The sequence below is a fragment of the Streptomyces sp. NPDC054883 genome (assembly GCF_053610645.1).
Genome location: NZ_JBSGYT010000001.1, coordinates 302,907 through 315,781, shown reverse-complemented (window position 1 = coordinate 315,781; position 12,875 = coordinate 302,907). Strand labels below are relative to the sequence as shown.

13 protein-coding genes are annotated in these 12,875 nt (G+C 74.1%); 6 read left to right on the top strand and 7 right to left on the bottom strand.

Features of this window, described 5'->3' with window-relative positions; genetic code table 11:
- Positions 1 to 77 precede the first annotated feature (77 nt).
- Positions 78 to 1,442, bottom strand: a complete 1,365-nt coding sequence (locus ACWGH1_RS01480) for a M20/M25/M40 family metallo-hydrolase (protein ID WP_453356147.1) — start codon at positions 1,440 to 1,442, stop codon at positions 78 to 80.
- Positions 1,443 to 1,623: 181 nt separating this feature from the next.
- Here ACWGH1_RS01480 and ACWGH1_RS01475 point away from each other — a divergent pair, with 181 nt between their 5' ends.
- The gene (locus tag ACWGH1_RS01475; RefSeq protein ID WP_453356146.1) at positions 1,624 to 2,904 is read left to right on the top strand and encodes a geranylgeranyl reductase family protein; all 1,281 of its coding nucleotides are present in this window, start codon (positions 1,624 to 1,626) and stop codon (positions 2,902 to 2,904) included.
- A gap of 47 nt (positions 2,905 to 2,951) precedes the next feature.
- Here ACWGH1_RS01475 and ACWGH1_RS01470 read toward each other — a convergent pair whose 3' ends face one another.
- Together ACWGH1_RS01470 and ACWGH1_RS01465 are read right to left on the bottom strand one after the other, a co-directional pair.
- A complete protein-coding gene (locus ACWGH1_RS01470; protein ID WP_453408328.1) occupies positions 2,952 to 4,016 on the bottom strand; it encodes an SMP-30/gluconolactonase/LRE family protein in 1,065 nt (354 codons plus the stop codon).
- Between the two features lie 233 nt (positions 4,017 to 4,249).
- Positions 4,250 to 4,714: a nitroreductase/quinone reductase family protein gene (locus ACWGH1_RS01465; protein ID WP_453356902.1), complete on the bottom strand. Its 465-nt coding sequence runs from the start codon at positions 4,712 to 4,714 to the stop codon at positions 4,250 to 4,252.
- Positions 4,715 to 4,880: 166 nt separating this feature from the next.
- Here ACWGH1_RS01465 and ACWGH1_RS01460 point away from each other — a divergent pair, with 166 nt between their 5' ends.
- The gene (locus ACWGH1_RS01460; protein WP_453356901.1) at positions 4,881 to 5,579 is read left to right on the top strand and encodes a TetR/AcrR family transcriptional regulator; all 699 of its coding nucleotides are present in this window, start codon (positions 4,881 to 4,883) and stop codon (positions 5,577 to 5,579) included.
- A 172-nt stretch (positions 5,580 to 5,751) separates the two neighbouring features.
- The gene (locus ACWGH1_RS01455; protein WP_453356900.1) at positions 5,752 to 6,711 is read left to right on the top strand and encodes a spherulation-specific family 4 protein; all 960 of its coding nucleotides are present in this window, start codon (positions 5,752 to 5,754) and stop codon (positions 6,709 to 6,711) included.
- A gap of 4 nt (positions 6,712 to 6,715) precedes the next feature.
- On the opposite strand, the gene ACWGH1_RS01450 is transcribed toward ACWGH1_RS01455, so the two are convergent.
- Together ACWGH1_RS01450 and ACWGH1_RS01445 are read right to left on the bottom strand one after the other, a co-directional pair.
- Positions 6,716 to 7,087: a hypothetical protein gene (locus tag ACWGH1_RS01450; RefSeq protein WP_453356899.1), complete on the bottom strand. Its 372-nt coding sequence runs from the start codon at positions 7,085 to 7,087 to the stop codon at positions 6,716 to 6,718.
- 284 nt (positions 7,088 to 7,371) lie between these two features.
- The gene (locus tag ACWGH1_RS01445) at positions 7,372 to 8,112 is read right to left on the bottom strand and encodes a maleylpyruvate isomerase family mycothiol-dependent enzyme (protein WP_453357191.1); all 741 of its coding nucleotides are present in this window, start codon (positions 8,110 to 8,112) and stop codon (positions 7,372 to 7,374) included.
- A 51-nt stretch (positions 8,113 to 8,163) separates the two neighbouring features.
- Between ACWGH1_RS01445 and ACWGH1_RS01440 the strand changes: the two genes are divergently transcribed.
- Together ACWGH1_RS01440 and ACWGH1_RS01435 are read left to right on the top strand one after the other, a co-directional pair.
- Positions 8,164 to 8,814, top strand: a complete 651-nt coding sequence (locus ACWGH1_RS01440) for an alpha-ketoglutarate-dependent dioxygenase AlkB family protein (protein WP_453357190.1) — start codon at positions 8,164 to 8,166, stop codon at positions 8,812 to 8,814.
- A gap of 41 nt (positions 8,815 to 8,855) precedes the next feature.
- Positions 8,856 to 10,154 carry an ROK family protein gene (locus ACWGH1_RS01435; RefSeq protein WP_453408327.1) on the top strand — a complete coding sequence of 433 codons (1,299 nt, stop codon included), beginning with the start codon at positions 8,856 to 8,858 and terminating at the stop codon, positions 10,152 to 10,154.
- A 105-nt stretch (positions 10,155 to 10,259) separates the two neighbouring features.
- Here ACWGH1_RS01435 and ACWGH1_RS01430 read toward each other — a convergent pair whose 3' ends face one another.
- Positions 10,260 to 10,802, bottom strand: coding sequence for an ATP-binding protein (locus ACWGH1_RS01430; RefSeq protein ID WP_453408326.1), 543 nt, complete (start codon positions 10,800 to 10,802; stop codon positions 10,260 to 10,262).
- A gap of 323 nt (positions 10,803 to 11,125) precedes the next feature.
- Here ACWGH1_RS01430 and ACWGH1_RS01425 point away from each other — a divergent pair, with 323 nt between their 5' ends.
- Complete coding sequence (locus ACWGH1_RS01425) at positions 11,126 to 12,253, top strand: PLP-dependent cysteine synthase family protein (RefSeq protein WP_453357273.1); 1,128 nt, start codon at positions 11,126 to 11,128, stop codon at positions 12,251 to 12,253.
- Positions 12,254 to 12,323: 70 nt separating this feature from the next.
- Here ACWGH1_RS01425 and ACWGH1_RS01420 read toward each other — a convergent pair whose 3' ends face one another.
- Entirely contained in the window at positions 12,324 to 12,800 is a 477-nt protein-coding gene (locus ACWGH1_RS01420; protein ID WP_453357272.1) for an SRPBCC family protein, read from the bottom strand.
- Between the last annotated feature and the right edge of the window lie 75 nt (positions 12,801 to 12,875).

Sequence of the window (12,875 nt, the reverse complement as noted above, 5' to 3'; positions counted from 1 at the left end):
GGTTCACCGGGAGCGGAGTTCACGCGGGGCGTAGACCGATCCACTGCGGGGCCGCAGCGGATCGGGCCCGCCGTGGCTCAGGCGCGCTTGGACCGGGCGTAGTTCACGAGGAACAGGGCCTCCGCGACCGCCAGCCGCTCCAGTTCCTGCGGGGAGACGCTCTCGTTCACCGCGTGGATCTGTGCCTCCGGCTCGCTCAGACCGATCAGCAGCATCTCCGCCTCCGGGTACAGCGACGTCAGCGTGTTGCACAGCGGGATCGACCCGCCCATGCCGCTGACCTGCATCTCCTGGCCCGGGTAGGCGACCTGCATGGCCGCCGCCATCGACGCGTACGCGGGGCTGTCCGTGTCAGCCTGGAACGGCTGCCCCTGGCCGACGACCTCCAGCTCCAGCCGGGCCTGCCACGGGGTGTGCGCCGCCAGGTGCGCCTCCAGCAGCTTGATGGCCTCCGCCGTGTCCACGCCCGGCGGCACGCGCAGGCTGATCAGCGCACCGGCGCTGGCGTGCACCGAGGGCGTCGCGCCGACCACCGGCGGGCAGTCGATGCCGAGGACGGTGACGGCCGGGCGGGCCCACAGCCGGTCGGCGATCGTGCCCTCACCGATGAGTCCCACGCCGTCCAGGACCTTCGCGTCGGCGCGGAAGTCCTCCTCCGGGTACTGCAGGCCCTCCCACACCGCGTCCGAGGCCAGCCCGTCCACCGTCGTGGAACCGTCCGCCGCCCGCAGCGAGTCCAGTACGCGGATCAGCGCGGCCAGCGCGTCGGGTGCGACACCGCCGAACATGCCGGAGTGCAGGTTCCCGGCCAAGGTGTCGATCTTGACCTTGACGAGCGTCATGCCGCGCAGCGTGGCCGTCACCGTCGGCAGTCCCAGCCGGAAGTTGCCCGCGTCGCCGATGACGATGGTGTCGGCGGCCAGCAGCTCCGGGTGCGCCTCGGCGTACCGCTGGAGGCCGCCGGTGCCCTGCTCCTCCGAGCCCTCGACGATCACCTTCACGCCGACCGGCACCCCGCCGTCGGCCTTGAGCGCCCGCAGCGCCAGCAGGTGCATGATGAAGCCGCCCTTGCAGTCGGCGGCGCCGCGCCCGTACCAGCGGCCGTCCCGCTCGGTCAGCTCGAAGGCGGGGGAGATCCAGGCGGCGTCGTCCAGCGGCGGCTGCACGTCGTAGTGGGCGTAGAGCAGGACGGTCGGCGCGCCCTCGGGGCCGGGCAGGAAGCCGTACACCGACTGCGTGCCGTCGGGGGTGTCGAGCAGGGCCACGTCCTGGAAGCCCTCGGTGCGCAGGGCGTCCGCCACCCAGTTCGCGGCGGCCTCGCTCTCGCTCCTGGGAAACTGCGAGAAGTCCGCCACCGACCGGAAGGCCACCAGCTCGGCCAGCTCCTGGCGGGCACGGGGCATCAGCGAGGCGATGGTCTCGGCGACCGGAATCGGCGACATGGGCACGCTCCTCTTGGGTGCGACGTTGATGTACGTGTACGCCTCCCGCATCCGCGTGGTGCGCGTAGGGCGGGTACGGCGAAAGACAGCATCGATCCTCGCACAGCGAGCCGAGACGATCTCTCGCCGTAGGATTTCCCCGGCATCCGAGGAACAGCCTGATCAGGAGCAGCAGCACATCGTGAGCAGCGACGACGACGTACAGGGCACGAGCGCGGAGCAGAACGCCGCCGGGCGGGCCGAAGAGGAGAACGCCGGGCCGACCGGTGAGGTGTGGGACGTGGTCGTGGTCGGGGCCGGACCGGCCGGGGCCTCGGCGGCCCACGCGGCGGCGGCCGCCGGGCGGCGGGTCCTGCTGCTGGAGAAGGCCGAACTGCCCCGGTACAAGACCTGCGGCGGCGGCATCATCGGCCCCTCGCGCGACGCCCTGCCGCCGGGCTTCGTGTTGCCCTTCAAGGACCGGATCAACGCGGTCACCTTCTCGATGAACGGGCGGCTGACCCGGACCCGGCGCTCGCGCGGCATGCTGTTCGGGATGGTCAACCGGGCCGAGTTCGACGCGGCACTGGTCGCGGAGGCGGAGAAGGCCGGTGCGACCGTCCGCACGGGAACGGCCGTGAGCCGAGTCGAGCAGCACGGCGCGGCGGTGCCCGACCGGCGCACGGTGGCCGTGGTCCTCGCGGACGGCGAGACGGTGCTGGGCCGGGCGGTGGTCGGCGCCGACGGCAGCGCCAGCCGGATCGGCGCCCACGTCGGCGTCGAGCTGGACCAGGTCGACCTCGGTCTGGAGGCGGAGATCCCGGTCCCGGAGACCGTCGCCGAGGACTGGAAGGGGCGGGTGCTCATCGACTGGGGCCCGCTGCCCGGCAGTTACGGCTGGGTGTTCCCCAAGGGCGACACCCTCACGGTCGGCGTCATCTCGGCGAAGGGCGAGGGCGCCGCCACCAAGCGCTACCTGGACGACTTCATCGCCCGCCTCGGCCTGGCGGGCTTCGAGCCCGCCGTTTCCTCGGGGCACCTCACCCGCTGCCGCACGCCCGATTCGCCGCTCTCGCGCGGCCGGGTGCTGGTGGCGGGTGACGCGGCCGGGCTGCTGGAGCCGTGGACGCGCGAGGGCATCTCCTTCGCACTGCGCTCGGGGCGGCTCGCGGGCGAGTGGGCCGTGAAGATCTCCGAGGCCCAGGACGCGGTGGACGCCCGTCGCCAGGCGCTGAACTACGCCTTCGCGGTCAAGGCCGGGCTGGGCGTGGAGATGGGTGTCGGCAAGCGGATGCTGACGCTCTTCGAGGCGAAGCCGGGCCTGCTGCACGCGGCGATCACCGGCCTGCGTCCGGCCTGGCTGGCCTTCGCCCGGATCACCCGCGGGTCCACCACGCTGGCCGAGTTGGTACGCGCGTACCCGCTCGCCCGCAAGGCCCTGCACGTACTGGACGGTCGCCAGGCGCGCCGCCGTCAGGGCTGAGGCGGGGCGCGCCGCCCGGCCCGCACGGGGCGCGGGCGGCAGCCCGCCTACCGTGGGTCGCGGAGCTCGTGGCCGTTGGCGCCGTGCCCCCTGAGGCGGGCGACCTGGAGGTTCGGGTCGTGCTGCGTGGTGTAGGCGGCGCTGGGCACGAAGACCCGGTGGTGGCGGATCGCCACCGAGGTCGGGTTAGACAGCCCGTCCCGCGCGGTCAGCACGATGTCGTGCGTGCCGTCGGGCCGCACCAGGGCCAGCTCGCTGCTCGGGTTCAGGGCGGCGAGGACCGTGCCGTCGTGGCCGGCGAAGGCGAAGTCGTCGACGCCCGTCAGCCCGGTCGCCCTGGTCGCGATCGGGCCCGGGGACCCGTCCGCGCGGACCGGGATGCGCAGGAGCGTGCCGCGGTCGTAGTTCGACACCCACACCGCTTCGTCGCGCACCTTGATGCCGTTGGCGCCGAGGAAGCCGTTGGGGCGCAGCTGGGGACCGCTGGCCCAGGTCCGCACCGACCGGTCGGCCAGGGAGACCCGCCAGACCTTACCCAGGGCCGAGTCGGCCGCGTAGAGGAACCCGTGGCGCTGGTCGAGGGCGAGGCCGTTGATCAGCGCGTCCGGCGGCAGGGCGGCGAAGCGGCTGACCGACCCGTCGGGGGTGATCCGCCAGATACCGGTGAGCGCGGCCGTGCCGGTGTCGTAGCCGACGTAGAGCGCCCCGTCGCGGGTGCGCACGATGCCGGTCGTGACCGCGGCGCCGAACAGCGGTGTGGCCGGGTGCGGCTCGTCGGGCAGGGTGGCGAGGACGCGGGTGCCGCCCCCCTTGCCCACGCGGGCGACCTGGCGGGCGAACGCGAAGGTCAGGTTCGCGGAGCCGTCGGGCTCCAGCGCGATGTTCTCCGGGGTCCGGCCCTCGGCGAAGCGGAAGTGCGCCACGATGTGGGGGTCGGCGACGGTCAGGGCGGACGGCGCGGACACCGTGGCCGGACGCGGGGGCGCCGGGGGAGGCGCGGCGACCGCGTGCGGCGCGGTCGCGAGCAGGGCGAGGGCCGCAGCCGCGGCGCCGACACCGGCACTCAGGGCGCTCGGACCGGCGATGCGCGGCAGGCGGGGCTTTCGGGGCACGGGGCTCTCCTTCTCGACCGGGCGGGGTCGGGGCACCTCCCGGCGGTGGCCGGCGGCGGCAGACTGACGAACGCCCACGAGAGCATGACGGGCCGTCATGGCGGCGGCCCGGCGCGGACCGTCGGGCCGTGTGAGTGCCCCGGATCGCCCGCACGGTCGAAGGCGGCTTCCGCCCGTCCGGCGCGGGGCTTCTCCCGGCGGAGCCCCGCGGGCGCCTTCCCGGGCGGTGCCCGTCAGCGCGACACGTCCAGGCGGAAGACGGGGTGGTCCGGGGCGACGGCGCGCAGCTCGGCGTCGGAGGACTTCGCGGTGACGCCCCGGAAGAACTGGTTCACCTGCCACCCCCAGCGCTCCAGGTACGGGCGCAGCACCGCGGCCTGCTCCGCGGGGTCGGTGATCTCGGTGACGGTGAAGGTGCGCACTTTGCGGCCCACGCGCAGCTCGCCGCCGCCGGCGGCACGGATGTTGGCGACCCAGTGAGAGTGGCCGCGGACGGAGACCAGGTACTGGGAGCCCTCGAAGGTGTGCGGATTGACGGGGATCCGTTGCATCCGGCCCGAACTGCGGCCGCGTACGGACAGTTCGGCACTGCCGGCCAGGCTGATGCCCAGCCGGGCGAGCCTGCCGAAGAGGGCGTTGACGCGGTTGCCGAGCCGGCTGCGCCCGGCGTAGTAGGGCTGGGGTGCGGACGCGGTCATGACGGCCTCCGGGCGGGTGGGGAGAGCAGTGCTCTCGCTTAAGGCCAGTGTGCACGGAGCGCCGCGCCGAAGCAAGAGCAGCGCTCTTGAAACGGAGCGATGGTCTGTTCTCGGATCAACGCTCGCCTTCTTGAGCACTGCTCCCACCCGTGACACACTCACCTGCATGAGCACCGTGCGAGGGGCCCGCGAACGGGCCCGCATCGAGGTCACCACCGCCATCAAGGACGAGGCGCGCCGCCAGCTCGCGGCCGAGGGCGCCGCCAAGCTCTCGCTGCGCGCCGTCGCCCGTGAGCTGGGCATGGTCTCCTCCGCCCTCTACCGCTACTTCGCCAGCCGGGACGAGCTCCTCACCGCGCTGATCATCGACGCGTACGACAGCGTCGGGGCCGCCGCCGAAGGGGCCGCCGCCGACGGCGCGGCCGCCGGAGCCGCCCCCCGCGCCCGCTGGAACTCCGCCTGCGAGGCGGTCCGCGCCTGGGCGCTGGCGCACCCGCACGAGTTCGCCCTGATCTACGGGTCCCCGGTGCCCGGCTACAGTGCCCCCCTCGACACCATCGGCCCCGCCTCCCGCGTCGGCAACACCTTCATCGGCATCGTCCGCGCCGCCCACTCGGGCCGCGGCCTGGCGCTGCCCCCGCTGCCCGCGACCCTGCGCCCCGAAGCCCGGCGGATGACCGCCGACTTCGCCCCGGACCTGCCTCCCGAGGTGACCGTGGCCCTCGTCGCGGCCTGGGCGCAGCTCATCGGCCTGGTGTCCTTCGAGTTGTTCGGCCAGTTCAACCGGGTCGTCCAGGACCGCGCCGCCTTCTTCGCGCACGCGGCGGACCGGCTGGGGTACGACGTCGGGCTGTTCGCTGAGTGAGCGGTGCGGGCGGCACCGCCGCCCACCCGCCGCAGCCGATGGGCGGACGGGCCGGTGGAAACGATTCGTCGCTCTGCTGTTCGTCGTATGAATGCGTGGGAGTTCGGCTCCTTGCGTACCGCCGCGCGTCTACTGTTCCCCGGGTCACCCCACCGCCCCCGGAGGAACCGCCATGACCCGCGCCCGCGCCGCGAAGGCGCTGTACGCCGTTGTGACCGTCCTCTTACTGGCCGCCCCCGCGCCGGCCTGCAGGGCGTCGGCGGGTACCGGAGCGGCTGCGGCCCCGTCCGCCCCCGCGCCCGGCACGCCGCCCGTCCCCCGGGCCCCCGGCGTCCGGGGCCTGGAGGTCGCGGTCCCCGCCTACGTGTGGGCGGACGACCCGGTGCTGGCGGAGTTGACCGCCACCGGCCCGGCGGTCTCGGTGGCCGTCCTCAACCCGGGCAACGGCGACTCCCCGTTCACCTCCCGCTGGCAAGCCCGCGCGGACGCCCTGCGCGGCGCCACCACGGCGACCGGAGAGCGGACCAAGGTACTCGGCTACGTCCACACCGACCACGGCGACCGCGACCCGGCCGCCGTCAGGGCGTCCGTCGACAACTACCTGCGGACGACCGACGGCCGGCTGCACGTCGACGGCATCTTCTTCGATGTCGTCAGCCGGGACTGCGGCCCGGCGAACGCCACCCGCGACCGGTACGAGGAGCTGCGCCGCTACGTCGAGGACACCATGCACGCCGTCGACCCGGCCGTGGCCGGCCTGGTCGTGAACAACCCCGGCACCGCCATAGCCGACTGCTACCTGTCACCCGGCCACCGTACGGCCGACGTCTTCGTCACCTTCGAGGACACCTACGCCGCCTACGCCTCCGGCGGCTGGCCGGGCGGCAACGTGTTCAACGAGTCCGGCGGCTACCGGCCCGGCAACGAACTCGACCCGAGCGGAACGGCGTTCTGGCACCTCGTCCACGACGTCCCGGACGCCTCCGCGATGCGCTCCACGCTCCGCACCGCCTTCGACCGCGGCGCGGGCTACGCCTACGCGACCAGCGCCACCATGCCCAACCCGTGGAACACCCGACCGGCCTGGCCCTACTCCGCCCAGACCGGCTTCGCCGCCACGATCGGTCAGTGACGGTTCAGGAGGTACGGTTCTGGGCTGACCGGGTGCCGGCGGTCTGTGCCTGCCCGAATGCCTCCTCGCAGGCGGGTGAGCCGTTCGTGGCCAGGAGCGTGAGGTGCCCGCGCGCGCCGGGCGTCCTCTCGTACACCACTGCGAGCTGCCACGTGCCCTTGGTCAGCGAGAACGCGACATCGGGGGTCCTCTTCCGGCGCTCCTCGAGCTGCCGTTCACGGCCGTTCAGCCCGTTCAGGAGCGCGGCCGATCCGGCGTCGCCAACGGTCTCGTACGATTCCCAGGGTGCCGGGCAACCGGGCACGACGAACGATCGGGGCGGGGCCGCCGGCCCCGGCCCGGCTGCGCCGGTCACGGCCTGGAAGTCCGCCTCCACCTGCTCGATCGTCGGCCCCGGCCCTGAGTACAGGACCGTTGACGATGCCGGCTCCGCCACCCACCCGGTCCCCGGCCCTGGCTCCGGGCCCGGCTTCGGCAGCGTTTCCAGTCCCGCTCATGTGCGCCCCGTCACTGTGCTCTCCAACCCGTAGGCACTGAGCAGTTGTGGCAGGAGTTTCACACGCCGTGCGGTACGTGCCGAAGGCGGAGCCCTTCGGCACGTACCGGAAGAGACGGCCCGGCACCGGTGGCGCGGTCCGGGCCCGTGGGGCGGGTGGTGGGTCAGACGAGGGACGTTTCCGTCCACAGCCGTGCGAGCGGGTGGACGTCGGCGGCGTCGGCGACGGTCAGCGGCAGGCGGTTCCAGAGGGCGGCATACAGCCAGGCCGCCTCGCCCGTCAGGTCGAGGTCCGCCGGGGCGTCCGTGTCGCCCCGCACCGTGCGCGGCGGTTCCTGCGACAGGTGCACCGTCCACACCGCGCCCGTGTCGGTCGCCCGGATCCGTACGACGCGGGGCTCCTCGCTGCGCACCCGGCTGCGGGAACGCGCGTGGAAGCCGGTCAGCAGCTCGTCCACCCCATCCTCGGCGAACTCCGGCGGCACCGCCGAGAACGGGACGCCCAGCGCCGCCTGCGCGTCGAACCGGTGGACCGTCGTCTCGTGCGCCTGCCGGCGGGCCCAGAACCCGAGCGGTGACGGCGCCGTCGGCAGGAACGTCCAGCACTCCACGTCCTCCGGAGCCCCCGTCAGGGTCCGCACCAGCGCCGCGTGCCCCTCCCGGAACCACGCCAGCAGCTCCGGCCCCGCGAGCTCCGGCGCGTCGGGGAACGGGCCCGGCTCCGTCACCGCGCCCCCGACGTACCCGGCTGCCCAGCGGTGCACCGCCCCCGTGTGCCACAGCAGATCGGCGACCCGCCAGCCGGGGCAAGTGGGGACCAGGGCGTCCGTGCCCGCCCGTTCGGCCGCGTCCGCCATCAGCCGGCCCTCGCGGGCCAGCGTGTCCACAAAGTCGATGATCTTCATGGACGGGAGTGTGCCAGTCACCACTGACGGCGGTCACCCCACAATGGGGACATGGAAGGGGAACTCTTCCCGCGCGAGCGGACCGAGATCGCCCCCGGCGCGGTGCACCTGCCCGACTGGCTCGACCGGCTCCGGCAGCGCGAGCTGCTCGCCGCCTGCCGCGCGTGGGCGCGACCGCCGGCGGGCCTGCGCACCGTGCACACTCCCGGCGGCGGGACGATGACCGCCCGCCAGGTGTGCCTGGGGCTGCACTGGTACCCGTACGGATACGCGAGCACCGCCGTCGACGGCGACGGCGCGCCGGTCAAGCCGATGCCCGCCTGGCTCGCCGAACTGGGGCGGAGCGCCGTCACCGACGTCTACGGCCGGCCACCGGACGAGGCGTACGACATCGCCCTCGTCAACTTCTACGAGGGCGACTCCCGCATGGGCATGCACCGGGACTCCGACGAGAAGTCGCCGGCACCCGTCGTCTCGCTCAGCCTCGGCGACTCCTGCCTGTTCCGCTTCGGCAGCACCGCCTCGCGCGGCCGCCCGTACCGGGACGTCGAACTGCGCAGCGGTGATCTCTTCGTGTTCGGCGGGCCGAGCCGGCTGGCCTACCACGGGGTGCCGAAGGTGCTGCCCGGCACCGCGCCGCCCGAGCTGGGCCTGACGGGGCGGCTGAACATCACACTGCGGGTCGGCGGCCTCCTGCCGTGAGCGGCGCCGGGCACCTCCCCGCTCGTGCGAGGATCGCTGTCATGAACGGCAACGGGGCCCCGCGGCGGGTGGGGGACGCGTCCACGGAGTCCACGGTCTCATCGGCGGCCTCCGCCGCGGACCGGGCCGCGGCAGCGACACGGACCAGGCTGGAGCGGGGCCGCGGCGCGCTGGGCCCCGCGCTGGAACTCGTACACACCGGCCGGGCCCCGACCCGGGCGGTGCTGACGGCCGAGCTGGGCGTCACCCGCGCCACCGCCGGAGCCGTGGCGGCCGAACTGGAGGCGCTCGGCCTGATCCGCGTCGACTCCCGCCCCGGTGGCGCCGGCGGGACCCAGGGCCGCCCCTCGCACCGGCTCTCCGTGGCGGAGGACGGCCCGGTCGCGCTGGCCGCGCAGGTCCACCCGGACGGCTTCCGGGCCGCGCTCGTCGGCCTCGGCGGCCGGATCGTGGCCACCGCACCCGGCAAGGTCACCGTCTCAGCCGACCCGGCGCAGGTCCTCGGCGCGGTCGTCGACGCGGGCGCCGCGCTGCTCGCGGAGTCCGGGCGGCGCTGCGTCGGCGCGGGCCTCGCCGTCCCGTCGGCGGTCGCGGAGCCGGAGGGCACCGCCCTGAACCCCCTGCACCTGGCCTGGCCGGCCGGCTCCCCGGTCCGGGCCATCTTCGCCGAACGGGTGAAGGCGGCCGGGATCGACGGCCCCGCCCTCACCGGCAACGACGTCAACCTCGCCGCGCTCGCCGAGCACCGGCACGGCGCGGGCCGCAGCGCGCAGCACCTGCTCTGCGTGGCCACCGGCCACCGGGGAGTCGGCGGGGCGCTGGTGCTCGACGGCCGCCTGCACAGCGGCAGTGCCGGGCTCGCCCTGGAGGTCGGCCACCTCACCGTGAACCCGGAGGGCCGGGCCTGTCACTGCGGGAGCCGGGGCTGCCTGGACGTGGAGGCGGACCCGCTGGCCTTCCTGACGGCGGCGGGGCGTACGCCCGGCCCCGAGGTGTCGCTGCTCCAGCAGGCGCGGGAGCTGCTGCACACGGAGCCGGCGGATCCGGCCGTACGGACGGCCGCCGAGGAACTCATCGACCGGCTGGGGCTGGGGCTCGCGGGCCTGGTGAACATCCTGAACCCGGACCGGATCATCCTGGGCGGTCTGCACCGGGAGCTGCTCCACGCGGACCCGGAGCGGCTGCGCGCGGTGGTCGCCGACCGGAGCCTGTGGGGGCGCAGCGGCGGGGTGCCGATCCTGCCGTGCACCCTGGACCACAACAGCCTGGTCGGCGCGGCGGAGCTGGCCTGGCAGCCGGTGCTGGACGACCCGCTGGGGGCGCTGGGCGCGGCCGCCTGACGGCGCCGGGAGCCGGGGGGCGGGCCCGCCGTTCGGGCCCGGGAAGCGGCCGGCCCGAACGGTACGCCCCGAACGCGGCGGCCGCCCACTGGCCCCGGCCCGGCGCTACCCGGGCCTGGCGCCGGCCCGCGCCGACACCGGCACGGCCGTGACCACGGCTGCGGGCTCCACGGCGTAGAGCGCCGCCGGGGCGGGCTCCCGTATGGCCTTGGCAGAGATCCGCACGGTACGGGCCGGCGCCGCCGCGGCGGGCGCCGCCCGCATGGAGAACCACACCACCTTGCCCGGCCCGTCCTGCTGGTGCCGGGCGCCCCAGGCCTCGCTGATCGCCGCGACGAGCGCGAGGCCGCGTCCGCAGGTCTCCAGGGCGGCGGACTCGCGGACCACGGGCAGCCGGGGATCGCTGTCGTGCACCGAGACGGTGAGCCGCCCGAGCCGGAACTCGATCTCCACCCGGCAGACCTTGTCCGGCTGTGCGTGCCGGTGCACGTTGCTGAGCAGCTCCGTCACGCCGAGCGCGGCCCGGTCGATGAGGGGGTCGAGCTGCCAGTGACGCAGTTGTGCTGAAACGATTCTGCGGATCTGGCCGATCCGCGCGGGCAAGGCCTGCAGTTCGACGACGCAGTGCCTGCGGGAATGACTTATCACGGCTGCGACTCCCCGACATGAGTGTTACGGGTGCTGCACCCTCTGTGACGCCTCACCAGGGTCACCCACGGTGCGCCGGTGTGCAACCGAGCGGGCGCGATGTTCTGCCCCGCGCGTCCGGGACCCGGCCGAAAGCCGTCCCAGGCCGTCCGAAAGCCGCCGACGGGCCACGCGCAGGCCGTATGCCGTCCGCGGGCCGCCCACCGGCATCCGCGGGCCGCCCTAAAGCGATTCGCATGGAGACCCAAAGGAACTGTTTGCGCAGGTGAGGGAGGTACATTGCGAAGGCAGGGGGTCATGGAAGTGATGAAGGAGCAAGGCGCATGAGCACGACCAGCACCACCGCCGGGGCCGACGACGTCGACCGCAGCGACGCGGACTACCGGGCTTGGCTGAATGAAGCCGTGCGCAAGGTCCAGGCCGACGCCAACCGGTCCGCCGACACCCACCTGCTGCGCTTCCCGCTCCCCCAGGAGTGGGGCATCGACCTGTACCTGAAGGACGAGTCGACGCACCCGACGGGTTCCCTCAAGCACCGCTTGGCCCGCTCGCTGTTCCTCTACGCCCTGTGCAACGGCTGGATCCGGCCCGGCCGCCCGGTCATCGAGGCGTCCTCCGGCTCGACCGCCGTCTCCGAGGCGTACTTCGCCAAGCTGATCGGCGTCCCGTTCGTCGCCGTCATGCCGCGCACGACCAGCCCCGAGAAGTGCCGCCTCATCGAATTCCACGGCGGCACCTGCCACTTCGTCGACGACCCGATGAAGATGTACGAGGAGTCCGCGCAGCTCGCGGCACGCACCGGCGGCCACTACATGGACCAGTTCACGTACGCGGAGCGGGCGACGGACTGGCGGGGCAACAACAACATCGCGGAATCGATCTACCAGCAGCTGCGCCTGGAGCGCTACCCGGAGCCCACCTGGATCGTGGCGACGGCCGGAACCGGCGGCACCTCCGCGACGATCGCGCGCTACGTCCACTACATGCAGCACGACACCCGGATCTGTGTCCCCGACCCGGAGAACTCCTGCTTCTTCGACGGCTGGACCCGCAACGACCCGGACGCGAGCAGCGACTGCGGCTCGCGCATCGAGGGCATCGGGCGTCCCCGGATGGAACCGAGCTTCGTGCCGGGCGCCATCGACCGGATGATGAAGGTGCCGGACGCGGCGAGCGTCGCCGCCTGCCGGGCGCTGGAGCAGGCCATAGGGCGCAAGGCGGGCGGCTCGACCGGCACCGGGCTGTGGAGCGCGCTCAAGATCGTCTCCGAGATGGTGGCCCAGGGCAGCGCGGGCAGCGTCGTGACCCTGCTGTGCGACCCGGGCGACCGCTACCTCGACAAGTACTACTCGGACGCCTGGCTGGCGGCGCAGCACCTGGACATCGCCCCGTACACGAAGACCATCGAGACGCTGCTGGCGACGGGTACCTGGCGAGAGCCCTCGGCCTGACCGGGCCGCGAACGGAGCCCGCGGGCACGGCGCCGGGGTGGATGCCGGCTACGGTCGACCCCGCGTACGGTCAACCCCGCGCGCTCAGCCGGGCGTCGAGCGCGCCCACCGCCGAGCGGAACGAGTGCCCGAGCCCGGGGCGGGCGGCGGCGAGGGCCAACCGGAACGGGGCCGGTCCGTCCGCCGCGAAGGTCCACTGGATCCGGGTACCGGAACCGGAGGGGCTCAGCCGCCACTCCTCCAGCAGCGCCCGGACGCCGGGGACGTTGGTCTCGTCCACCCGGTACGCGTAGCGCCGCTCCGGCTCCGCCGCCACGACGGTCTCCCGGAACCGGACCCCGCCCACCAGCCCGATCTCGCGGCCGGCGCCGCCGTGCGTGGACCGGGCCAGGGTGACCGCCCTGAACCAGGCCGGCCAGTCCGCCACGTGCTCGGCGAGCGCCCGGTAGACCGGTGCCGGCGCCTGGGTCGCGCGCGCCGTGAAGACGAGCCGGACCGGCGCCGTCCCGGCGAAGTCCAGCTCCACTGCCCGGAGTCGGCGAGCCATCGTGACAACCCCCTGCGAGACGCGCGGTACGGCCGGAAGAGCGGAAGGGCGTTGCGGGCACCTTACTTGCCGGCC

Coding starts and splice junctions, on each gene's coding strand:
- ACWGH1_RS01480 (WP_453356147.1), bottom strand. CDS start 1,442: ATGTCGCCGATTCCGGTCGCCGAGACCATCGCCTCGCTGATGCCCCGT.
- ACWGH1_RS01465 (WP_453356902.1), bottom strand. CDS start 4,714: ATGACCGCGTCCGCACCCCAGCCCTACTACGCCGGGCGCAGCCGGCTC.
- ACWGH1_RS01460 (WP_453356901.1), top strand. CDS start 4,881: ATGAGCACCGTGCGAGGGGCCCGCGAACGGGCCCGCATCGAGGTCACC.
- ACWGH1_RS01455 (WP_453356900.1), top strand. CDS start 5,752: ATGACCCGCGCCCGCGCCGCGAAGGCGCTGTACGCCGTTGTGACCGTC.
- ACWGH1_RS01445 (WP_453357191.1), bottom strand. CDS start 8,112: ATGAAGATCATCGACTTTGTGGACACGCTGGCCCGCGAGGGCCGGCTG.
- ACWGH1_RS01440 (WP_453357190.1), top strand. CDS start 8,164: ATGGAAGGGGAACTCTTCCCGCGCGAGCGGACCGAGATCGCCCCCGGC.
- ACWGH1_RS01435 (WP_453408327.1), top strand. CDS start 8,856: ATGAACGGCAACGGGGCCCCGCGGCGGGTGGGGGACGCGTCCACGGAG.
- ACWGH1_RS01425 (WP_453357273.1), top strand. CDS start 11,126: ATGAGCACGACCAGCACCACCGCCGGGGCCGACGACGTCGACCGCAGC.
- ACWGH1_RS01420 (WP_453357272.1), bottom strand. CDS start 12,800: ATGGCTCGCCGACTCCGGGCAGTGGAGCTGGACTTCGCCGGGACGGCG.